Source organism: Micromonospora parva (assembly GCF_000718515.1).
GTDB lineage: Bacteria > Actinomycetota > Actinomycetes > Mycobacteriales > Micromonosporaceae > Micromonospora > Micromonospora parva.
The window spans coordinates 172,819-194,100 of record NZ_JNZS01000013.1 but is presented as its reverse complement, the minus strand read 5'-3'; the positions used below and the strand labels follow the sequence as shown (position 1 = coordinate 194,100).

The following is a 21,282-nucleotide window of genomic DNA, read 5'->3' as shown; positions in this document are numbered from 1 at the left end:
GAGCCGATCGGTGACGCAAACCTCTTGATCACCGCGGTCGGTCGGGTTCACCGCGGTCGGTCGGGGTCTGGGCCGGGGGGGTCAGGGCGTGGGGGGTGGGCAGCGGTCGGGGAGGGTCACCTGGCCGGGGCGGTGGTCGAAGGTGTCCATGGTGAACCACTCGTCCAGTTCCGGGTCGAAGAGGTTCTGCAGGCCGAACTGCAACACCTGCCACCAGCGGCTCGGGTCGCGCTGGTCGACGTAGATGTCGCCGAGCGCGAGCGGGAACCGGAAGAACTCCCCCGGCACTGTGGACCCGCCGACGACGCCGACCCGCCAGTGGTCGACGTGCCGGTCCTTGGCACCCTGCAAAATCTCCGGCCCCACGTAGCGGGCGCTCTTCAGCTTGTCGTTGAAGATCTGCCGGTTGAAGAACCCCGGGACCTTGCTGCATTCGCGCGGCGGGAACAGTGGGATGTTCGGCCACTTGTAGGTGAGCGTGTAGAGGGTGTTCTCGTAGATCAGGTTCGTGAACCAGATCGGGTGGTCCGGGCCGCCGGCGATCATCTGGCTGTTGCCGTCGCGGCCCTGCCACGAGAACGGCACGTCGATGCCGAGGTCCCGCACGATGTACCGGCCGGTGCCCTGGAAGTCCGCGGGAAGCAGCGGTGGGCGCGGCTCGCGCGGGTCGGGGACGGAAGGGCCGTCAGCCTGGGCCGCGCGGGGCAGTGGCGCCGCCGCCGGGCCGGGTGCCGCAGCCGGGCCGGGCGCGACGACGCCCAGCGCGAACAGCCCACCGGCGACCGCCGACAGCACTGTCCGATGTGTACGCCTCGACGCCACCATTGCCCTCCGCCGGCTGTGAGCGTGCCAACTGCCTTCGGCGCAGCGTACGAGCAGGCAAAACGTGAGAAATGGCGGAACGGCTCGGCTCCACCGGACGGGTGAGGCGACGCGTAATCGGAGCAGACCATGCTGGCACCCCTCGCCTACGGGCTCGCGGTCGTACTCAGCCTCCCTGGGCAGTACACCTAGCCGGCGGGCGCAGGACCGTGTCACGGCCGTCGGCTCAGATCGTCAACGGACCTCCGTTGCGGGTCTCGTCCTTCACCGCGATCAGGTTCGCGACGACGTACGGGATGTTGTGCGCCTGGTGGAAATCGCTCGGGAAGTACGTGCCCAGGCGAGACACCTGGAATCGGCAGCGGATCTCCGGCACGAAACGTGCGTACTGGTCGTTGGTGAAATACCAGAACGAGTTCTCGTTGTAGAACGCGACGTGCGTCGGATCCTGGTACGCGCCCCGTCCGTCCGAACTGGGCGTCAGGGACAGCAGCAACCCGTTCGGGGCGAGGACCCGGTACAACTCGTTGAACATCCCGATCTTGTCCGGGATGTGCTCCAGGAAGTCGACCGCCCGGATCACCCCGACGCTGCTGTCCGGCAGGTCGATCCCCTTCGTGACGTCGCAGACGATGTCCACGCCGTCCCCGGCACGGCGATCCAGCCCGAGGAACCCCTCCGGCTTGTTGTGTGCCGCTCCCATGTCCAGGGCCAGCAGGTCCCGCCGTTTCGCCCAGGCCAACGCGTTGAACTGGATGTTACGGTCGTGAATCTCCACGGACCGCCGCTGGATGCGCGCGTTGACCTCAGGGTCGCGCTGGGTGTTCCTGGCGTGCATCCGTTGCAGGTAAAGGCACTTGGGGATCTGGTGAAACTCGGCCGCCTGGTACAGCCGGCACATCAGGTCGAGGTCATCTGCCACGTCGAGTTCCTCGTTGTAGCCGCCCACCTTCTCGTACAGATCCCGTCGGAACGCCCGGACGTGGTTCGGGGCGTACCAGATGTAGCTGACGTTGTGCGGCGTCGGCTCCAGCGAGTGGCAGGCCAACACCGCACGCCCGTCGACCCGCTCGTCGCGGTAGCGCCACCCGTGCGCGGCGGCGAACCGCGAGTCGTCCCGGCCGCCGTCCTCGCTGATCTGAGCCGTGTCGCTGTAGACGAAGCCCGCCCCGGGGTTCGCGTCGAAGGCGGCCACGATCTCCCCCAGGCAGTCGCTGCTGAGCAGGTCGTCGTCGTCGAGTTCGACGAGGATGTCCCCGTACGCCTCGGCGCAGGCCTGTCGCTTCACCGCACCGACACCGGACAGCCCGTCCCGCACCAGGAGGCGGATCCGTGGATCGTTCGCCTCGGGGCGCCACCGGGTGCCCTGGTTGAGAATGACCACCCACTCCCAGTCCGCGTACGTCTGCGCCAGCAGGGACTGCAGACAATCGTCCAGGAAGCGGGTTCGGTTGCTACCTGTGAAAACCGTGACGTGTGGTGCCTTCACCACACGATCACCTCCTTGTCTTCTGCGGGCGGAAGTCCTCGGGGACGGCCGACGCAAGCTTCGGATCCGCACCGATCGCCGACGCGAACGCCTCCTGGGCGCCCGTCCGGTCGTGCTGCTTGACGAGCATCAACCCCAATCGCAGGTACGCCGTGGAAGCGCCCTCATCGGCACCGACGATCTTGCGATACAGCGCGACCGCCTCGTCCGGCTTCGCCTCCTCCAACAGCATTGCCTTGTTGTAAAGGGCCGGCCGGTAGGAGTCGTCGATCTGCAGTGCCTTGTCGTAGTCCGCCATCGCTTCGCCGGTCGCGTTACGCGACTGGGCGAGGTAGCCGAGGTTGAACCAGGCGAACTTGTTGTCTCCCTGAAGCGCGACCACCTTCTCGAAGGTTGCCTTCGCCTCGTCGGACTTGCCGGCCTGACCCTGCTCGATACCCTGCTGGAGCAGGACCCCCGGGTCCTCCTGCCCGGCCCCTGGTGCGACGGTCCCGCCGGATTCCTTCGCCACGGGTGTCTTGTCGTCACTGCACGCACCCGCCCCGCCCAGCAGCACAGAGCCGCAGGCAAGTGTGCCGAACACCTGTCGCATTCTCACTGTCTTCCTCGTTCCTGCCGATCATTGTGGGTGCTTCGCTGATCACGATGTGGCGGGCGCGCAGATGACATAGACGAGGCCGGGTTCCGTTCCGAGGAAGTTGGCCTGCCATCCGACCGGCGTACCTCCTACTACGAGCGGGCTGTCCACGTTCACGGTCCCGTTGGTGGTGTAGCCGCCGCCCGTCGCCACTTCACCGGTGGGGCAGCTGACGGTTTGAAAGCCGGTCCCAGGCACATCAGAAGATTCGACATGAACGCCTGCCAGGACACCCTGAGCGCCCTGAGCGCCCTGAGCGCCCTGCGGCCCGGTCTCGCCCTGCGCACCCTGGAAACCCTGCGGGCCCTGCGCACCTTGCGGACCGACCTCGCCCTGGAAACCCTGCGCACCCTGCGCACCGACCTCGCCCTGCGAACCCTGCGCACCCTGCGGCCCGACCTCGCCCTGCGGGCCCTGGAAACCCTGCGCACCCTGCGGGCCAGCCTCGCCCTGCGAACCCTGCGGACCAGCCTCGCCCTGCGAACCCTGCGGCCCGGCGTCGCCCTGCGAACCCTGGAAACCCTGCGCACCCTGCGCACCCTGCGCGCCCTGCGGGCCAACCTCGCCCTGCGCACCCTGCGCACCCTGCGCGCCCTGCGGGCCAACCTCGCCCTGCGCGCCCTGCGGGCCGGCGTCGCCCTGCGCACCCTGCGGCCCGGCCTCGCCCTGGAAACCCTGCGGGCCCTGCGCGCCCTGCGGGCCAGCCTCACCCTGCGAACCCTGCGGCCCGGCCTCGCCCTGCGGACCGGCCTCGCCCTGCGCACCCTGGGAACCTTGCGAGCCCTGCGGACCCGGCGAACCGGTCACACCCTGCGGACCCTGGGGGCCCTGGAAACCCTGCGGCCCTTGGGGACCCGGCGAACCCTGCGGACCCCGCTCACCCCGCTCACCCCGCTCACCCTGCTCACCTTGGAAACCCTGCGCGCCGGTAGCACCCTGGAAGCCACGTGGGCCTCGTGGACCACGTCCCCCGCGTTCGCCCTGCGGACCTTGCGGCCCCTGCGGACCCACCTTGCCGCCGTCATGGTGGCGTCGACCCGGCTCCTGGTCCTGCCACTGCCAACCCTGCGGACCGGACCATCCGTCGGGACCGCCGTCCCGCACGAGGGTTGCGCCGGGCTGCCGCGCCTGCGCCTGTCCGAGCGGCCTGGGCGTGCCCTGGTAGCTGCGCTCGGCGCGGGCCTTGTGGACCACCTCGGCCGCCTGAGCGGGGGTGACGCCTGTGGTCATGCCGGCCACGATCAGCACGGAGCTCAAACCCGATGCGGCCTTGATGTGCCGGGGACTCACCAGCGGCTTACGTTCCGTGTTTTCCCTCATGTCCCCTCCACCGGAACGGGTCGGCACATCTCGAGCCCTTCCCAGGACGCGCCGGAGTCACAATATCGGCGGGACTACCCGATGTAGGGCAAATGTAGTTTTAGCCTCAAATACCTCGTAACCACCCGAAATAGGTCGACCGCTGGGCATCGCCTTCCGTGGTGGTGTGCCAGACCCCCTGGTCGGCTGGCGTGCCGGTGCAGATCCACGGCATGAACCCGGACCCGTTCCTCGCCGGTGGGGGCCATCTGGACGTGCACGTCCCCGGCCGGGCACTCAAGGATGTCTTCCACCGGTACGAGGGGAGCTGCGCGGCTACCACCAGCGCTAGCAGAACACTTACGGCGGCCAGAGGTTCTGGATCGAGGTCGGCGTCGAGAAGGAGCTCGGGCTCAATTGCAAGCCCGGGATCGAGGCGTACGGGCCAGGACGCAGAGGCGCTGTTCGCCAACTGACCCGCGCCCGGATCGTCGGGCCGACCCGTCCGGGCTGACCGGTCACGACGTCGGGGGTCGGCAACGTGCGGATCGAGGGATTGGCAGGGCTCCGCCGGACGGGTGAAGCAGACGGGCCGGCGGGTCGCCGCAGAGCGACCCACCGGCCCGGACCTCCAGTGGGCTATCCGGCGCCGCCGGCCCGGAACGCCACCCAGGCGTCGCTCATCCGGTCGGCCTGACCCGGCGTGAACATGTTCATGCAGGAGTCCTCGGTGTAGTCCATGAAGTTGTGGATCGGGTCAAGCCCGGGGGCGGTGCAGGAGTCCGCACCCACCGGGCAGTCGAACTGCGGCGCCGCCTCGCGTGGGGTGTCCGCGACGAAGTCGCCGGACGCGGAGCAGCCGTGCGCGAAGGTGTGCTCCAGCATCAGCCAGTGCCCGACCTCGTGCGTCAGCGTGTCACCCAGGGCGTACTTGCCGGCCGTGCCACCCGGCATCGACTCGTCGAGCATCACCACGCCGTCGATGTAGTCGCGCCCGTTGTTGTAGCCCTTCGGGAAGTACGCCCAGCCGAGCAGCCCGCCGCCGATGTTGGCCGCGTACACGTTCAGGGTCTCGGAGTCGCCGGTGTACAGCGCCTTCTTCATGTCCCGCTCGTTCTTGCCGGGCACCACCGTGTACCAGGCGCTGTTCACCGTCCACGTGGTGTCGACGAGCGAGAACCGGAACGGGGTGTTGGCGGCGTCGCCGGCCGTGCGGCCCGCGAACGAGTCGTTGAGGACCGTCATCTGCGCGGCGATCAGGGTGTTCCACCTGGTCGTCTCGGTTGCGGTGAGCGGATGGTCGGAGATCATGTGGAAGACCGTCGGGATGGTCACGCTGCCGTTGGGCAGGCGCGGCGCGTCCTTGATCACGCCGTAGGCGTTGGCCTCGTTCTTGGCGTACAGCGCCGGCTCCTGGACGGTGGCGCCCTTGGCGACCCGGGCCGCGCCGTGCGCGTCGGCACCCGGCTCGCAGGCGGCGACGCCCGGGGAGGCGGTCGCGGGCGCGGCCGTGGCGAGCGCCCCGGAGGCGCCGCCGGAAGCCAGGACCGTCGCGGCGGTGGCGGTGAGGACCGCGAGTCGGAAGGTCGATCTTCTGCGCATCGGTGCACCTTTCGTGAGGGAGGCGGTGCCGGGTCGATGGCGTCGCTGTTCGGTATGAGAACACGCCGACGGCATCGACAAAAGCCCCTCTGAGCAGGGCAGATGACGATGTAACGGAACCGGACCGGTCAGCGCTGTTTGGGGCGCTCCGGCGGGGTTCAGAGGACCCGGGTCACCTGCTCGGCGGCGACGACCGCGTCCCGCCGCGCCGGGTCGAGATTGGCGCTGATCACCACGGACGCGCCGGCCGACAGCGGCGCGAGCAACCACTTCAGCGGCTGCTCGGTCTCGGCCGCGTCGACCAGCAGCCGGTCGCCGGCCCGCAGGTCCATCATCGCGGCGACCTCCCGGGCGAGCGCCCCCCACTGGCCGTAGGTGGTGCCGTCCGCGCTGGCCGGGTCGGACGGGCGGATGGCGGTGTGGTCGGGTGTGACGTCCGAGTGGCGGAGCACCTCGGCGGACCAGTCCAGCCAGCCCAACGGCACGTCGATCAGCCGACCCGCCTCGGTGCCGACGAGGTAGCGGTGCGGGGCGTCCGGCACGTCCTCCAGCCAGTCGTCCTGCCGCTGCGGGGTCACGAAGACCGCGTCGAACGGCCGGTCACCGCCCGGTTCGAGCACCGGCAGGCCCGCCGTGGCGCGCGGCCGGAACGACACCGCCAGGCCCGAGGCCCACGCGCCCAACAACACCGCGGCGGTACGCCAGTGCGGCGGCAGCAGGACCGCTACGCGGCTGCCGGGGCCAAGTCCACAGCCGTCCCGCAGCAGGCTGGCGCTGCGCGCCGCCCACGAGCCGACCTGCTGTGCGGTCAGGTCGACCCGCTCGCCGGTCGCCTCGTCGCGGTAGCTGAGCAGGGGACGTTCGACATCGGCGGGCCGCACCGACAGATCGGCCGTGACGGTTGGCTGCATGTCCACGCTCCCCGGTGACGACGACGAAGTCACCCTACTCAACGACTTTGGTCGCGGCTGTCGTCGGCCGATGGCCGTAGCGGCCGGCCGGTAGGCCCGGGCACGGTACGAGGTGAACCCGAAAGCGCTGCCCGAGGAGCGCCGATGCCACCCGAACCCCAGCCCGCCGATCGCCCAGCCACCGCCAACCTCCCAGCCACCGCAGACCGCCCCGCCACCGGCCGTGCCGTCGCCGCCGCACGTCTTCCGCTGCGCCGACGGATCCTGCCGGTGCTCGCGCTGCTGCTACTCGCGCCCTGGGCGGCGGAGTGTTCGTGGGGTGGCTTCGCCATCGACGACTTCCTGCCGGTGCTGATCTTCCTCGGCCCGATGTACGGCGGGGCGGCGATCCTGATCCGGGAGACCGCCCGGCACCTCGGCGCGGGTTGGCCGACGATCGTGCTGCTCGCCGCCGCGTTCGGCGTTCTCCAGGCCGGCCTGGTCGACCAGTCACTGTTCAACCCGCACTACCTCGACGACACCCAGTACGCCGGCACCCGTGCCGCGGCCGAGGCGTCGCTGGTGCCGGGACTCGAATTCAGCCTCCGGCAGGCCTTCGACTACGTGGGCAACCACATCGTGCTGACCATCTGCGCGCCGATCGTGCTCGTCGAGTCGTTCCTCGGACCGGGCCGCCGGCTCCGGCCGTGGCTCGGCCGACCCGGGCTGGCCGTGGTCGCCGTGCTGTACCTGCTCGGCAGTCTGCTGATCTTCGCGTCCGACGGGGGCCGGAAGAACTTCCTGGCCAGCCCCCTCCAACTGACCCTCGCCGCAGTGGTCGTGCTCGCCCTGGTCGCGACGGCAGTGCTGCCCCGCTGGCGTCGCCCCGCTCCGCGCCGGACCCGCCGGCTGCCGCACCCGCTGTGGCTGGGCCTGCTGGTCGTCCTCGTCCGGCTCGGCGCCGACCTCGCGCCGGGCTGGGCGGGGGTGACCATCGCGCTGGGGCTCGCCGCCATCATGGGGGCCGCCATCGCCTACTGGTCGTCGGGCGTGCACTGGGGGCAGCGGCACGTGCTCGCGGCCGGCACGGCCAGCGTGGTCAGCGCCGCCGCGTTCGCCTACCTGGTGCCGCCGTACTCCCCGGGGAACCCGACGGCGGCCCTGGCCGGCGACATCGCGGTCTCCGTCATCACCGTGGCCCTAATCGGCGGCGCCTGGTGGCGACTGCGCCGTGCTTCGCCGACTGTTCACGTCGGCGCAAGCTGATGCTCCCCAACAGCTGTCAGCCTCCGTGCGGGTACGACCTAACGGAGGAAGTCCTTGACACTCAGAAGAGCATTCACCGCGCTCACCGCAGCCGGTGTCGCCGCCGCCAGCCTGACCGGGGCCACCCCCGCGTCGGCCGGCGGGCACCACCACCCAGCCAGGTCGCTCGCCTTCGACCGGGTCGCCACGTACCCGGTCTTCCAGAACCGCCTGGCCGGCGAGGATCCGACGACAGCGACGGTCGCCGAGATCTCGGCGGTCAGCGAGGACGGTCGCACTCTCATCCACACCGACGCGTTGGCCCGGCGCATCGGCTTCCTGGACATCTCCCGTGCCGACCGGCCGCGCGGCCTCGGCACGCTCTCCCTGGCCCAGCTCGGCGACGCCGAGGACGAGCCGACCTCGGTCGCCGTGGTCGGCAGGTACGTGCTGGTGGTGGTGAACACCAGCGCCAGCTACACCGCCCCGTCCGGCCGGCTCGACGTGATCGAGCTGGCCAATCGGCAGCGGGTGGCCAGCTTCGACCTCGGCGGTCAGCCCGACTCGATCGCGATCAGCGCTGACAAGCGGTACGCCGCGATCGCCATCGAGAACGAGCGCGACGAGGAGGCCACCCCGCCCGGCGGCGAGGAGGGCGACCTGCCCCAGGCGCCCGCCGGTTTCGTGCAGATCGTCGACCTGACCGGGAAGTCCCCGGCCGGTTGGCGGCTGCGGCCGGTAGCGCTGACCGGGGCCGACGGCAGTGCGCTGCCCGCGCTGGTGCGGGCCGGTCTCGCCGCGCCGACCGACCCCGAGCCGGAGTACGTCTCGATCAACAGCCGTAACCAGTTGGCAGTGACGCTGCAGGAGAACAACGGCGTCGCGGTGGTCGATCTGCCCACCGGGCGGATCACCAGAGTGTTCAGCGCCGGCACCGCCACGATCAGCGGCATCGACACCAGGAAGGACGGTGTCATCGACCTGACCGGCAGCATCACCGACGTGCCGCGCGAGCCGGACGCGGTGGCCTGGATCGACGACCGCTATCTCGCCACGGCCAACGAGGGTGACTGGCGCGGCGGCACCCGGGGCTGGTCGGTCTTCGACAGCCGCAGCGGACGGGTCGCCTGGGACGCCGGAAACTCCTTCGAGCGGCTCGCCGTCACCTACGGCCTGCACAACGAGGACCGGGCCGGCAAGAAGGGCACCGAGCCGGAGGGCGTGGCGGTCGCCGAGTACGACGGCGTGCGGTACGCGTTCGTCGGCTCGGAGCGGAGCAACTTCGTCGCCGTCTACGACCTGAGCGACCCCACCCGGCCGGTGTTCCGGCAGGTGCTGCCGACCACCAACGGGCCGGAGGGGCTGCTGCCCATCCCGTCGCGCGGGCTGCTCGCGGTCTCCAGCGAGGAGGACGACGCCTCGGTCAACGTCCGGGCCTCGGTGTCGCTGTTCCGGCTCGGCACTGGCACCCCGGCCTTCCCGAGCATCGTCTCCGGCACCGACCGGGCGGGCGCCCCGATCGGTTGGGGCGCGCTCGGTGCGCTGAGCGCGGTCCCGGGCAAGCGGGACCAGCTCTACAGCGTCACCGACGCCGCGTACAGCCAGACCCGCATCCTCACCATCGACGCGAAGCGGACGCCGGCCGTGATCACCGGTGCGCTGCCGGTGCGGGACGCTGCCGGCGCGCCGGTCGGCTACGACGCGGAGGGCGTCTTCGCCCGCCCGCAGGGTGGCTTCTGGCTCGCCGTGGAGGGTGCCACCGGCGCGGAGAACAAGCTGGTCCGGCTCAACGCCGCCGGGGTCACCCGGCAGACCGTCGCGCTGCCCGCCGAGGTCGCCACCGGCCTCGGCAAGCAGGGCCTGGAGGGGGTCACCGCGACCACCGACCGGCAGGGTCGGGAGATCGTCTGGGTGGCCGTGCAGCGGGAGCTGAGCACCGATCCGGCCGGCGTCGTCCGACTTGGGCGGTACGACGTCGCGGCGGGCACCTGGAGTTGGTTCGGCTACCAGGTGGGGGCCACCAGCGTGCCCGGCGACTGGATGGGCCTCTCCGAGATCACCGTGGTCGGTGACCGGCTCGCGGTCATCGAGCGGGACAAGCTGAACGGCCCGGCCGCGACCGTCAAGCGGGTCTACACGGTGCCGCTGCCCGGTGCGGCTGCCACCGGCCCGCTGACAGTGCTGCCGAAGACCCTCGCCGTCGACGTGCTGCCCGCGCTGCGCGCCACCAACGGCTGGACCCAGGAGAAGCTGGAGGGTCTGACGGTCGCCGGCAACGGCGAGGTGTACGCGATCACCGACAACGACGCCGTCCAGGACGCCACCGGCGAGACCGTGCTGCTGCGCCTCGGCTCCAGCCGCAAGGTCTTCGGACACCGCTGATCCGGCACGGGCCCTGCGCGACCCGGCCCGCCAGGTCGATGTGCTGTTGAGCGGTATGCCTCAGAGTCATATTGATGTCTCCGAGGCATACCGCTCACTGCCACATCCGCCCCGACGGAGGTGACCGGCGGTGACCGCCGACCGGCCCAGCCAGGTTCAGCCCTTTACCGGGAGTTCCGGGCCGCCGTCGAGCAGTGGAGCGAGCAGGTCGTCGTACTCCTCGACCCGGTCCAGGACCTCGGCGGCGGTGAACTGGCGGACGGCCGGCTTCCGACCGCGGGCGCCGGCCTCCACCTCGTCCCAGGTCAGCGGCGTCGACACCGACGGCACCGACTGGGCCCGCAGCGAGTACGGCGCCACAGTGGTCTTCGCCGCGTTGTTCTGGCTCCAGTCGATGAAGACCTTGCCCGGCCGGAGGTTCTTCGCCATCTTCGACACGATCAGCTTCGGGTGGGCCTTCTCCAACTCCTGGGCGATCCGGCGGGCGTAGTCGGAGACGAGGTCCGACGACTGCGTGCCGGCGATCGGGCAGCAGAGCTGCATGCCCTTCTTGCCGGAGGTCTTCGGGTACGACTCGATCCCGTCGTCGGCGAGCCGGTCGCGCATCAGGACCGCCACCGGGCAACACTCGGCGAGCCCGGCCGGCGGCCCCGGGTCCAGGTCCACGACCATCATGTCCGGGTGCTCGCCGACCTTCCACTGCGGCGTGTGCAGCTCCAACGCGGCCAGGTTCGCCAGCCAGACCAGGGTGGGCAGGTCGTCGGCGACCACGTAGTCGATGGTTTCCCGGCCCTTCGTCGACCCGGGGGCGGGCAGGTTTTCCACCCGCACCCAGTCCGGGGTCGCGGCCGGTGTGTTCTTCTCGAAGAACGACTTGTCGTCCACCCCGTTGGGGAAGCGGATCCGGGTGACCGGTCGGTCCCGCAGGTGCGGCAGCAGCACCGGGGAGATCCGGGTGTAGTAATCGATCACCTCACCCTTGGTGAACCCGGCCGCCGGGTAGAGCACCTTGTCCAGATTGGACAGCTCCAGCGAGCGGCCCTCGACGTCCACCCGTAGCCGCTCAGCCGGCATCGTCGACCTCCTCCGGAGGCTTGTCCGGGCGCAACCGCAGCACCCGGGGGAAGCGCAGCCGGCCGTCGGGGGTGCGCTGGCCGTACTTCACCTCCACCACCACCCGGGGTTCTACCCAGATGGCGCCCCGGGCATCCTCGCGCGGCACACCCGCGGCGAACGGTGACACGCCGGAGCGCAGCGGCTCCAGCTCGGCGAGGAGCTGCCGCTCGATGGCGGCGCCGATCCCACCACCGACACGGCCCCGGTAGATCAGCCGGCCGTCCGGGCCGGGCACCCCCACCAGCAGCCCACCGATCCGACGGGCGCCCGGTCGCCAACCGCCGATGACGAAGTCGCCGGTCACCTCCAGCTTGACCTTCACCCAGTCCGGCGAGCGCACCCCCGGGCGGTAGACGGCACCGACGCGCTTGGCCATCACCCCCTCCAGGCCGTGCTCACCGGCCGCCTCGTAGGTGGCCGGCCCGTCGGCGAACATCGGCGGCACCGCCCACCGGGGGCCGCCGAGGGCGAGCGCGTCCAGCGCCTCCCGGCGGCGCTCGTACGGCCAACCGGTCAGGTCGTCGCCGTTCAGCCGCAGCAGGTCGAAGATCATGTAGGTCACCGGCATGACCGTTGCCAACCGGGCCGCCTTGTTCCGGTCCCGGACGTGCATCCGCTCGGCCAGCGCGGTGAACGACGGCTGCCCACCCTGCCCGAGCAGCACCACCTCGCCGTCGAGCAGGGCGTCGTCGACCTGCTCGGGCAGGGTGGCCAGCTCCGGGTACGCGGCGGTGATCTCCACGCCGGAGCGGGCATACAGGTGCTGGTCGCCGCCGGAGATGTCGGCGAGCGCGCGGACGCCGTCCCACTTGAACTCGTACGCCCAGCCGTCACCCGCCGGGAGCGGCCCGGTCATCGCGAGCATCGGCTTGAGCGGCGCGCCGGGCACGACCCGACTGTAGTAGCAGGCCGAACACCTCGCGTCCGGTTCTTTCGGATGCGAGCATGGTCGATACCGGGGAAGGGAGCGCAGGATGCGTGCCATCTGGAAGGGAGCCGTGTCGTTCGGGCTCGTCTCGATCGGGGTGAAGCTCTACTCCGCCACCGAGGAGAAGGACATTCGGTTCCACCAGGTGCACCGCGAGGACGGCGGTCGCATCCGCTACAAGCGCACCTGCTCGGTCTGCGGCGAGGAGGTCACCTACGACGACATCGCCAAGGGCTACGACATCGGCGGCGGCGAGATGGTGATCCTCACCGACGAGGACTTCGCCGACCTGCCGCTGACCAGCTCCCGCGCCATCGACGTGCTGGAGTTCGTCCCGGCCGAACAGGTCGACCCGATCCTCTACAACAAGGCGTACTTCCTGGAGCCGGAGGGCGCGGCCACCAAGCCGTACGTGCTGCTGCGCGACGCGCTGATCGACTCGGAGCGGGTGGCCATCGTCAAGGTGGCGCTGCGCCAGCGGGAACAGCTGGCCACGCTGCGGGTCCGCGAGGGTGTGCTGCTGCTCAACACCATGCTCTGGCCCGACGAGATCCGTACCCCGGACTTCGGTTTCCTCGACGAGGACCTGAAGGTGCGCCCGCCGGAGCTGGCCATGGCCAGCTCCCTGATCGACTCGATGACCGGCGAGTTCGAGCCGGACGTCTTCACCGACGACTACCGGGCCGCGTTGCAGGAGGTCATCGACGCCAAGGTGGAGGGTCGCGAGGTCGTCCAGCCGGAGGAGGTCGAGGAGGCCCCGGCCGCGGCGGTGGACCTGATGGCCGCGTTGAAGGCGTCGGTGGAGCGCGCCAAGGCGGCTCGCGGCGAGCAGCCCGCCCGCGCGGGTGGCGGTGCTGGCGAGCCGACGCCCATCTCGTCGGCCCGGTCCGCGCAGAAGGCAGCGGAGAAGAAGGCGGCCAAGGCGCCCGCGAAGAAGACGGCGGCGAAGAAGACGGCCGAGAAGAAGGCGGCCGAGCCGGCGAAGAAGACCGCCGCGAAGAAGACCGCCGCGAAGAAGGCGGAGCCGGCGAAGAAGACCGCCGCGCGCAAGACCGCACCCCGCAAGAGCGCCTGACCGTACGGCCCCGACGGCGGTGTCCGTCGGGCCGGGTACGCTCCGCCGGCCGCTGGCGACCGGAGGAGCCCCCATGCCGTACACCCCTGATCTGGACCGGCTGTTGACGCCCGGCGCCCGCTTCACCGACGAGCACGGCGGATACCTGATCGAGGTTCAGCCGGTGGGCGACATCGTGTTGCCGACCGGCCGCGTGGTCGGGTGTGACCCGCTGGTCTGCCCGGAGGCGGAGCCGTTCACGGTGACCGTGCCCCCGGGGCGGTATCCCGCCCGCGCCTGGGTGGCGGTGGTGCTCCGGGAGGACGCCGAGGTGGACCGACGGGTTGCCGCGCTGGAGCTGGTCGTCTCCGCCGAGCCGACGGTCCGCTGGGAGCCGGCCGTCGCGGGTGACCAGGACGTCGCCACGCTCGGTGCCGACGACTACTTCGGGTACGGGGTGGACGCCGGCGTCGGCACCTTCGCCGACCCGAGCGCGCTCGCCGTCCTGGAGGGTTGGGACTCCGATCGGGTCGAGGAGGTCTTCATCCCCGCCGAGCTGCCCTCGTCCCCGGTCCCGGGGCTGATCAGTGCCGTGGTGGACGAGGTCAGCGGTGCGAACGTGGTCACCGTGGCGAGCGGTTGGGGTGACGGCTGCTACGGCACCTGGATCGGTCGGGCCGCCGATGGCCGGGTCACCTCGTTCGTGACCGACTTCATGGTCGTCCCGGAATAGTCGCCCGAGAACGCCCCGGAACTGTCGCGCTGGGCGATCCGGGGCGTCCGCGGCGGGCACGGTAGGCCGCGGTGCGGGTACCGTGTGCGTCGGCTTTCCCCCCGGCACCGGGTGTGCCGGCCACACTTCGCAGCAGGGAGTCGACGACGTGAGCGAGCGGACGCAGCAGAACCGGTCGGCGGGCCAGGACCAGAGCCCGGCCACCAAGTCGGGGCGCCGCCTGGCCGCCCAGTTGGCGGCGAAGAAGGCCGCCGACGCGAGGCGGAAGCGCAACGCGTGGGCCAGCGGCCTCGCCGCCGTCGCCGTGGTCGGGGTGCTGATCGGCGTCTTCGTGACGATCGGCGGTGGCGACGACAAGCCCAAGAACTCGGCCGACTCCACCCCGTCCGCCTCCGCCCCGGCCGCCGACGAGGCCGGCGCACCTCCCGCGCCGCAGCTGCCCGAGGGCGCCGATCCCGCGCTGGGCAGCAAGCCGACGGTGACGCCGGGCACCGGTGAGCTCAAGAAGCTCGTCGTCACGCCGCTGATCAAGGGCACCGGGCCGGCAGTGCAGAAGGGCCAGAACATCACCACCAACTACGTGGGGGTGTTCTACAAGGACGGCAAGGAGTTCGACTCCTCCTGGAAGGCCGGCCAGCCGGCCACCTTCCCGATCGGCGTCGGCCAGGTGATCCCGGGCTGGGACCAGGGCCTGGTCGGGGTGACGGTGGGCAGCCGGGTGCAGCTCGACATTCCGGGCGAGCTGGCGTACGGCAACGACGAGGCCGCCGCCGGTGGACGTCCGACCGGTCCGCTGCGCTTCGTGGTGGATGTGCTCGCCGCCCAGTGACCTGCCCGGATCGTCCCGGTTGTCGCCGGGACGCGATGGGGTTGTTCACATGGGGCTTCCGGCCCGTCACCCAGCGGCAGTAGGTTCGGCGTCACCCCGGGCGGTTCGCCGTCCGGGGTGCCCCAGCTGGAACCGGACGCGGAGGTGCATGTGACGGCGCTGGACGAGCCTGGGCGGACCGCCCGGTCGATGTGGGCGTACTTCGAGCCGGTGCACGCTGTCACCTACCTCCACCCCCGGGCCCGTGCCGCGTACGAGGCGGTGGGGCTGCGCGGTTACTGGCGCGGTTACTTCGCCGGCCGGGCCGCGCCACTGGGCGCCACCGAGGCGGCCCCGGTGACTGCCGCCTTCTTCACCTTCGCACCGCCGATGGTGGCCCGCGCGCTGCCCGCGGTGTGGCGGTTGGCCACCCCGCAGGAGGCGTTGCGGGCCCGCCTGACCGGCGCGGTGCAGGCGCTCGCCGAGCTGACCTACGAGCTGCCGGAGTCGCATCTGGTGGAGGCGGCCGACCTGTTGGAGCGGGCGGCGTCGGCGGCGCAGACCGCAGGCCGGGTGCTCGGCGCGGCCAACGCGGCGCTCCCGGCCGGCGAGTACCCGCTGGCCCGGCTGTGGCAGGCCGCCACGACCCTGCGCGAGCACCGTGGTGACGGGCACGTGGCGGCGCTGGTCGCCGCCGGGCTGGACCCGGTGGAGACCCTGACCGCGCGGGTGGCGCTGGACGGCTCACCGCCGCAGTACCTGCTGGGCCGGGGCTGGTCCGAGGAGCAGTGGCAGGCCGCCCGTGAGCGGCTCACCGAGCAGGGCTGGCTGACCGGTGACGGCGCTGCCACCGACGATGCCCGGGCCGGGCTCCAGGCCGTCGAGGACGCCACCGACCGGGCCGCCGCGCACCCGTGGCGGGCGTTCGCCCCGGACGACACGAACCGGCTCCGGGAGTTGCTGGAGCCGATCGCCCGCTCCTGCCACACCCTGGTCCCGGAGGGCAGCCCGGTCGGGCTGCCGGCGCTGCCCGGCTGACGGGCACCCGCCGGTCGGGCAGGATGGGCCCGTGACGGATGCGGTGGTCTTCGACCTGGACGGCGTGATCGTGGATTCCGAGCCGGTGTGGGAGGAGGTCCGCCGGGCGTACGTGGCGGCGCACGGCGGAACGTGGCAGCCGGACACCCAACGCCGACTGATGGGGATGAGCACCGGCGAGTGGGCCCACTACCTCAGCGGGGAGCTGGGCGTCGGGCGTACCGCCGAGCAGGTCGCCGTCGAGGTGGTCGAGGAGATGACCCGCCGCTACCGCGAGCACGTACCCCTCATCGACGGTGCCGACCAGGTCGTCCGCCGGCTGGCCGCGCGGTGGCCGCTCGGGCTGGCGAGTTCGTCGCCGACCCGGTTGATCGAGGCGGCGCTGGCGGCGACCGGCCTGACCGACGCGTTCGGCGCGACCCTCTCCACCGAGCAGACCGAGCGGGGCAAGCCCGCGCCGGACGTGTACCTGAGCGTGGCGCAGCGCCTGGGCGTCGACCCGACCCGCTGCGTGGCGGTGGAGGACTCGTCCAACGGGGTGCGTTCGGCAGCGGCGGCGGGGATGCGGGTGGTGGCGGTGCCGCACGGCTCGTACCCGCTCGATCCGGACGCCGCGGGGCTGGCGGTGGTGACGCTCGACGCGATCGGTGCGCTGACCCCGGAGCTGGTGGACGAGCTGGGTTGACCGGGGCCGAGCGGGGTAGAGACCACGGATGAAGGCCATCGTGTACGAGCGCACCGGCGACCCGTCGGTGCTTTCTCTGGTCGACCGGCCGGTGCCGGAACCGGGTGCGGGCGAGGTCCTGGTGCGGGTGGCGGTCTCCGGGGTGAACCCGACCGACTGGAAGTCCCGCCGCAGTTCACCGCCGGACGGGTGGCAGATTCCCGGGCAGGACGGCGCCGGGGTGGTCGAGGCGGTCGGCGCGGGGGTCGATCCCGACCTGATCGGTGAGCGGGTGTGGATCTGGGAAGCGGCCTGGCAGCGACAGTGGGGTACGGCGGCGGAGTACACGCTGGTGCCGGTCCGGCAGGCGGTACGCCTCGGCGACGCCCCGTTCGAGCTGGGCGCCGCCCTGGGCATTCCGTTCCTCACCGCGCACCGCTGTCTGACCGCTGGGGAGTTCATGCCGGACACGTTGCGGGCCGGCGCGTTGGCGGATCACACGGTGCTGGTGCAGGGCGGCGCGGGAGCGGTCGGCAACGCCGCGATCCAGCTCGCCCGGTGGTCCGACGCCACGGTGATCGCCACTGTGAGCAGCGCGGAGAAGGCGCAGCTCGCCGCGTCGGCCGGTGCCTCCTTTGTGATCAATTATCGGGAGCAGGACGTGGTCGAGGAGGTCCACAAGATCGCCCCCGACGGGGTCCACACGATCGTGGAGGTCTCTCCCGCCCGTAACGCCCCGATCGACGCGCAGGTGCTGCGGCACGGCGGCGCGGTCTGCATGTACGCCGACGACGGTGGGGGCGAGGTCAGCATCCCGATCCGGGCGATGATGGCGCCGAACGCCCGTTGGCAGTTCGTGCTTGTCTACACGGAGCCGAAGGCGGCCAAGGCGCTGGGCGTGAAGGACGTGGCGGCGGCGGCCAGCCAGGGCGGCATCCGGGTGGGTGCGGACGCCGGGCTGCCGTTGCACTACTACCCCCTGGCCGAGGCGGCAGCGGCGCACCAGGCGGTGGAGGACTCGACGGTGGGCAAGGTGCTCATCACCACCAGCGACGCCTGATCGGGTCGCCGATCGCCCGATTTCCCCGTCAGCAGGACAGAAGCGAATAACTTTCGCAACAATGATGGTGCGGGTCACCCCGCGTGGAGCGGGCGGCCCCGGCGCGGTGCGAACGCCGGGGCCGCCCCTGGGGAGGGTTGTTGCAGGAGTACTCCCGCCCCAACAGGCGACAGTGCCTGGCAAAACGTTACGGGGCTGTCAGCTCCCGGACAGTCAGCTCACCCCCGGCGTACCGCGAACGGACGACCTTCTTGTCGAACTTGCCCACGCTCGTCTTCGGCACGGTGTCGATGAACGCCCAGCGCTCGGGCAACTGCCAGCGCGCCACCGACGTGGCCAGGAAGTCCCGCAGCTCCTCCGCGGTCACCGACGCGCCCTCCCGGACCACCACGGTGGCCAGTGGCCGCTCGTCCCATCGCTCGTCCGGGACACCCACGACGCACGCCTCCAACACCGCCGGGTGGGCCATCAGCGCGTTCTCCAGCTCCACCGACGAAATCCACTCACCACCGGACTTGATCACGTCCTTGGCGCGGTCGGTCAGCGTGATGTACCCGTCCGGCGAGAGGGTGCCGACGTCGCCGGTTCGCAGCCAACCGTCGCGGAACTTCTCCTCCTCCGGGGCGTCGTCACCGACGTACCGGGCGGTCACCCACGGCCCACGGACCTCCAACTCGCCCACCGCCGTGCCGTCGGCGGGCATCGGCTCACCCGACGGGCCGACGATCCGCGCCTGCACGCCCGCCGGCACCCGCCCCTGGGTGTAGCGGTAACGCCACGCCTGCTCACCTGTCACACCGGCGGGCGGACGCGAGACCGACCCCAGCGGAGACATCTCGGTCATCCCCCAGGCGTGGATGACCTCGATCCCGTGCCGCTCGCCGAACGCGTGCATCAACGCCGGCGGGCACGCCGACCCGCCGACGATCACCTCACCGAGCGACGAGGTGTCCACGTCGTGGGTGTCCAGGTAGGCCAGCAGGTCGGTCCAGATGGTCGGCACCGCGCCGGCCAGGGTGGGCCGCTCGGCGGCGATCATCTCGGCGATCGGCGCGGCCTGGAGGAACCGGTCCGGCATGATCAGCGACGCGCCGGAGAGGAAGGCCGCGTACGGCAGACCCCAGGACATGGCGTGGAACATCGGCACGATGGCCAACTCGCGGTCGGTCGGCCCGAGACCGAAACCCTCCGGCATGCACACCTGCAACGAGTGCAGGTAGATCGACCGGTGCGAGTAGGCCACACCCTTCGGGTTCCCGGTGGTACCCGAGGTGTAGCAGAGCGCGGCGGCGTCGCGCTCGTCCACCTCGGGCCAGTCGTACACCTCTGGCCGGTCGGCGAGCAGCGCGTCCCAGTGGTGCACGGTGATCCGGCCACCGGCAGCCGCCACCAGCGGCGCGGGGTCACCGCCGCCGACCACCACGACGTGCCGCACCGTGGTCAGCTCGCCGATCACCCGGGCCAGCAGCGGGAGCAGCGTGCTGTCGACGAGCACCACCCGGTCCTCGGCGTGATTGGCGATGTAGACGACCTGGTCGGGGAAGAGCCTGATGTTGAGCGTGTGCAGCACCGCGCCCATGCTCGGCACCGCGAAGTAGGCGACCAGGTGCTCGTTGTTGTTCCACATGAAGGTGGCGACCCGCTCGTCACCGGTCACCCCACACTCGTCGCGCAGCGCGTGCGCCAACCGGGCGGCGGTGCGCCCCACCTCGGCGTACGTCATCCGGCGGGGCTCGGCGCCGGTCCAGGTCACCACCTCGGCCGTGCCGTGCACTCCTGCGCCGTGCTCGAGGATCCGGGAGACCTGCAGAGGGGCGTCCATCATCGTGCTACGCATGGGTAACAAGCTAGTGTCGCGGGTCACACGTTGGGAACCCCCGTAAGTTGTCGCAGGTGAGCATCTCCTGGGCCGACTCATACGTGGGGCAGTTGCGCGCACTCGCCGGGGACCGGACGCTGATGTTCGTCGGCGCCCGTGCCGTGGTGAACGACGACGCCGGACGCATTCTGCTGATCAAACGCTCGGACAACGGCCAGTGGGCCATGCCGGCCGGCGCGATGGAGCTGGGCGAGTCGATAGCCGACTGCGCGGTCCGCGAGGTCCGTGAGGAGACCGGACTGCGGGCCCTGCGGGTCTGCGCGTTCGCCCTCTACACCGGCCCCGACCGGACGAGCACCAACATGTACGGCCACACGTACCAGGTGTTCACGACGGCGTTCAAGGTGGAGGAGTGGGACGGGCAACTGGCCCGGGTCACCGACGAGACCACCGACGCGGGCTTCTTCGCCCGGGACCGGTTCCCCGCCCCGCTCTCCACATCGGTCATCGAGACCCTGGCCGACCTGGACGTCTTCGAGCAGACGAACCGACTGATCCTCAAGTAGGTCGGCCCCGGAGTCTGCCGACTCCGGGGCCGTGCCTCACTGGGGCAGCCGAACCCCGGCGAAGTACCCCTCCTGGATCCAGTTCGGGTACGCGACCGGCAGCTTGGTGGCCTCGTCCAGCTCGGTGAGGTCCTGCTCGGTCAGGGTGAGGTCCGAGGCGGCGATGTTGTCCACCAACTGATCGTGCTTGCGGGCTCCGACGATCACGCTCGTCACCGCGGGCCGGGACAGCAGCCAGGCGACCGCCACCCGGGCCGGGCTGACCTCGTGCCGCTCGGCGACGCCCTTGAGCACGTCGACCACCCCGAAGGCGTGCTCCGGGTCGAACGGCGTGAAGCTGGCGTAACCGGGCTGGGCGCTGCGCGCGCCGCTGTCGGCGACGGCCCCGTCCCGGCTGACCTTGCCGGAGAGGAAACCACCGGCGAGCGGGCTCCAGACGGTCAGCCCGACTCCCTCGTTGAGCGCCATCGGCACCACGTCGCGCTCCACGTCCCGGCCCAGCAGCGAGTAGTACTCCTGCACCGAGACGAACCCGGCCAGCTTCTCCCGGGCGGAGATGCCCAGCGCCTTGGAGATCTGCCAGGCGGCGAAGTTGGCGGCCCCGATGTAGCGGACCTTGCCCTGCCGGACCGCGTCGTCGAGCGCGCGCAGCATCTCCTCCATCGGAGTGATGTGGTCGAAGTTGTGGATCTGGTACAGGTCGATGTGATCGGTGCCCAGCCGGCGCAGGCTGTCCTCCAGGTTCTGCATGATGTGCAGCCGGGAGGTGCCGACGTCGTTCGGGCCGGGCCCGGTGCGGGAGTGCACCTTCGTCGCCAGCACGACGTCGCGACGCCGCTTGCCGAGCGCCTTGCCGAGCAGTTCCTCGCTCTCGCCGTCGCTGTAGCCGTCGGCGGTGTCGACGAAGTTGACGCCGGCGTCCAGCGCGGTGTCCACCAGCCGCTGCACCTCGGGCAGCGCCAGCCCACCGAGGGTGCCCCAGAGCGGGTGCCCGCTGCCGCCGAAGGTCATCGCGCCGAGCGAGATCTCCGAGACGTACACCCCGGTGGCGCCCAGCAGTCGGTACTTCACGTGTGTTGCTCCTCGTGGTGGGTGGGAGGCCGAGGTCAGGCCCTCCCTGGTCACTATGT

At 71.2% G+C, this 21,282-nt stretch carries 19 protein-coding genes; 10 read left to right on the top strand and 9 right to left on the bottom strand.

All coding sequences use genetic code 11. The annotated features are described in order from the left end of the window. Positions 1-81 precede the first annotated feature (81 nt). From IF22_RS0120345 to IF22_RS0120335, 3 genes are all read right to left on the bottom strand, one after another. Positions 82-795: a hypothetical protein gene (locus IF22_RS0120345; RefSeq protein ID WP_030334316.1), complete on the bottom strand. Its 714-nt coding sequence runs from the start codon at positions 793-795 to the stop codon at positions 82-84. A 253-nt stretch (positions 796-1,048) separates the two neighbouring features. After that, the gene (locus tag IF22_RS0120340; RefSeq protein ID WP_030334314.1) at positions 1,049-2,311 is read right to left on the bottom strand and encodes a glycosyltransferase; all 1,263 of its coding nucleotides are present in this window, start codon (positions 2,309-2,311) and stop codon (positions 1,049-1,051) included. 7 nt (positions 2,312-2,318) lie between these two features. Next, the gene (locus IF22_RS0120335; protein WP_167337317.1) at positions 2,319-2,894 is read right to left on the bottom strand and encodes a tetratricopeptide repeat protein; all 576 of its coding nucleotides are present in this window, start codon (positions 2,892-2,894) and stop codon (positions 2,319-2,321) included. A 267-nt stretch (positions 2,895-3,161) separates the two neighbouring features. Here IF22_RS0120335 and IF22_RS36185 point away from each other — a divergent pair, with 267 nt between their 5' ends. Further along, positions 3,162-4,355, top strand: a complete 1,194-nt coding sequence (locus IF22_RS36185; RefSeq protein ID WP_051708653.1) for a hypothetical protein — start codon at positions 3,162-3,164, stop codon at positions 4,353-4,355. 531 nt (positions 4,356-4,886) lie between these two features. Here IF22_RS36185 and IF22_RS0120325 read toward each other — a convergent pair. Both IF22_RS0120325 and IF22_RS0120320 read right to left on the bottom strand, forming a co-directional pair. Beyond that, positions 4,887-5,849, bottom strand: coding sequence for a zinc metalloprotease (locus IF22_RS0120325; protein WP_030334309.1), 963 nt, complete (start codon positions 5,847-5,849; stop codon positions 4,887-4,889). A 158-nt stretch (positions 5,850-6,007) separates the two neighbouring features. Then, positions 6,008-6,760, bottom strand: coding sequence for a TIGR03089 family protein (locus IF22_RS0120320; protein ID WP_030334307.1), 753 nt, complete (start codon positions 6,758-6,760; stop codon positions 6,008-6,010). A gap of 144 nt (positions 6,761-6,904) precedes the next feature. Here IF22_RS0120320 and IF22_RS0120315 point away from each other — a divergent pair, with 144 nt between their 5' ends. Both IF22_RS0120315 and IF22_RS0120310 read left to right on the top strand, forming a co-directional pair. After that, positions 6,905-8,005 (top strand): hypothetical protein, encoded by a 1,101-nt coding sequence (locus IF22_RS0120315; protein ID WP_081883921.1) that lies wholly within the window; start codon positions 6,905-6,907, stop codon positions 8,003-8,005. A 54-nt stretch (positions 8,006-8,059) separates the two neighbouring features. Continuing rightward, positions 8,060-10,366: an esterase-like activity of phytase family protein gene (locus IF22_RS0120310; RefSeq protein ID WP_030334302.1), complete on the top strand. Its 2,307-nt coding sequence runs from the start codon at positions 8,060-8,062 to the stop codon at positions 10,364-10,366. 156 nt (positions 10,367-10,522) lie between these two features. Here IF22_RS0120310 and ligD (IF22_RS0120305) read toward each other — a convergent pair whose 3' ends face one another. Continuing rightward, positions 10,523-11,440: a non-homologous end-joining DNA ligase gene (ligD, locus tag IF22_RS0120305; protein ID WP_030334300.1), complete on the bottom strand. Its 918-nt coding sequence runs from the start codon at positions 11,438-11,440 to the stop codon at positions 10,523-10,525. Continuing rightward, positions 11,430-12,371, bottom strand: coding sequence for a non-homologous end-joining DNA ligase (gene ligD / locus IF22_RS0120300; protein WP_030334298.1), 942 nt, complete (start codon positions 12,369-12,371; stop codon positions 11,430-11,432). The genes ligD (IF22_RS0120305) and ligD (IF22_RS0120300) overlap by 11 nt, the downstream gene beginning before the upstream one ends. 85 nt (positions 12,372-12,456) lie before the next feature. On the opposite strand from ligD (IF22_RS0120300), the gene ku reads away from it, so the two are divergent. The 6 genes from ku to IF22_RS0120270 all read left to right on the top strand — a co-directional run bounded on the left by ku (position 12,457) and on the right by IF22_RS0120270 (position 17,767). After that, positions 12,457-13,485 carry a non-homologous end joining protein Ku gene (gene ku / locus IF22_RS0120295; protein WP_030334296.1) on the top strand — a complete coding sequence of 343 codons (1,029 nt, stop codon included), beginning with the start codon at positions 12,457-12,459 and terminating at the stop codon, positions 13,483-13,485. A gap of 73 nt (positions 13,486-13,558) precedes the next feature. Next, on the top strand, positions 13,559-14,197 hold the full coding sequence (locus tag IF22_RS0120290) for a DUF4241 domain-containing protein (RefSeq protein WP_030334294.1): 639 nt from the start codon (positions 13,559-13,561) through the stop codon (positions 14,195-14,197). 148 nt (positions 14,198-14,345) lie between these two features. Next, positions 14,346-15,026 carry an FKBP-type peptidyl-prolyl cis-trans isomerase gene (locus IF22_RS0120285; RefSeq protein ID WP_030334292.1) on the top strand — a complete coding sequence of 227 codons (681 nt, stop codon included), beginning with the start codon at positions 14,346-14,348 and terminating at the stop codon, positions 15,024-15,026. A gap of 189 nt (positions 15,027-15,215) precedes the next feature. Further along, positions 15,216-16,043, top strand: coding sequence for an SCO6745 family protein (locus tag IF22_RS0120280; protein WP_030334291.1), 828 nt, complete (start codon positions 15,216-15,218; stop codon positions 16,041-16,043). A gap of 31 nt (positions 16,044-16,074) precedes the next feature. Next, positions 16,075-16,728 carry an HAD family hydrolase gene (locus tag IF22_RS0120275; RefSeq protein WP_030334289.1) on the top strand — a complete coding sequence of 218 codons (654 nt, stop codon included), beginning with the start codon at positions 16,075-16,077 and terminating at the stop codon, positions 16,726-16,728. 28 nt (positions 16,729-16,756) lie between these two features. Continuing rightward, positions 16,757-17,767: an NADPH:quinone reductase gene (locus IF22_RS0120270; protein ID WP_030334287.1), complete on the top strand. Its 1,011-nt coding sequence runs from the start codon at positions 16,757-16,759 to the stop codon at positions 17,765-17,767. A gap of 187 nt (positions 17,768-17,954) precedes the next feature. Here the strand turns inward: IF22_RS0120270 and IF22_RS0120265 are convergent, their stop codons facing one another. Further along, complete coding sequence (locus IF22_RS0120265) at positions 17,955-19,589, bottom strand: fatty acid--CoA ligase (protein WP_209444583.1); 1,635 nt, start codon at positions 19,587-19,589, stop codon at positions 17,955-17,957. A 71-nt stretch (positions 19,590-19,660) separates the two neighbouring features. On the opposite strand from IF22_RS0120265, the gene IF22_RS0120260 reads away from it, so the two are divergent. Then, a complete protein-coding gene (locus IF22_RS0120260) occupies positions 19,661-20,152 on the top strand; it encodes an NUDIX domain-containing protein (protein WP_030334282.1) in 492 nt (163 codons plus the stop codon). A 36-nt stretch (positions 20,153-20,188) separates the two neighbouring features. On the opposite strand, the gene IF22_RS0120255 is transcribed toward IF22_RS0120260, so the two are convergent. Further along, a complete protein-coding gene (locus tag IF22_RS0120255) occupies positions 20,189-21,223 on the bottom strand; it encodes an aldo/keto reductase (protein ID WP_030334280.1) in 1,035 nt (344 codons plus the stop codon). Positions 21,224-21,282: the final 59 nt, after the last annotated feature.

Excerpts from the sequence above, each read along its gene's own strand:
- IF22_RS36185 (WP_051708653.1), top strand. The coding sequence starts at position 3,162 with ATGAACGCCTGCCAGGACACCCTGAGCGCCCTGAGCGCCCTGAGCGCC.
- IF22_RS0120325 (WP_030334309.1), bottom strand. The coding sequence starts at position 5,849 with ATGCGCAGAAGATCGACCTTCCGACTCGCGGTCCTCACCGCCACCGCC.
- IF22_RS0120320 (WP_030334307.1), bottom strand. The coding sequence starts at position 6,760 with ATGCAGCCAACCGTCACGGCCGATCTGTCGGTGCGGCCCGCCGATGTC.
- IF22_RS0120315 (WP_081883921.1), top strand. The coding sequence starts at position 6,905 with ATGCCACCCGAACCCCAGCCCGCCGATCGCCCAGCCACCGCCAACCTC.
- ligD (WP_030334300.1), bottom strand. The coding sequence starts at position 11,440 with ATGCCGGCTGAGCGGCTACGGGTGGACGTCGAGGGCCGCTCGCTGGAG.
- ku (WP_030334296.1), top strand. The coding sequence starts at position 12,457 with ATGCGTGCCATCTGGAAGGGAGCCGTGTCGTTCGGGCTCGTCTCGATC.
- IF22_RS0120290 (WP_030334294.1), top strand. The coding sequence starts at position 13,559 with ATGCCGTACACCCCTGATCTGGACCGGCTGTTGACGCCCGGCGCCCGC.
- IF22_RS0120280 (WP_030334291.1), top strand. The coding sequence starts at position 15,216 with ATGTGGGCGTACTTCGAGCCGGTGCACGCTGTCACCTACCTCCACCCC.
- IF22_RS0120270 (WP_030334287.1), top strand. The coding sequence starts at position 16,757 with ATGAAGGCCATCGTGTACGAGCGCACCGGCGACCCGTCGGTGCTTTCT.
- IF22_RS0120265 (WP_209444583.1), bottom strand. The coding sequence starts at position 19,589 with ATGGACGCCCCTCTGCAGGTCTCCCGGATCCTCGAGCACGGCGCAGGA.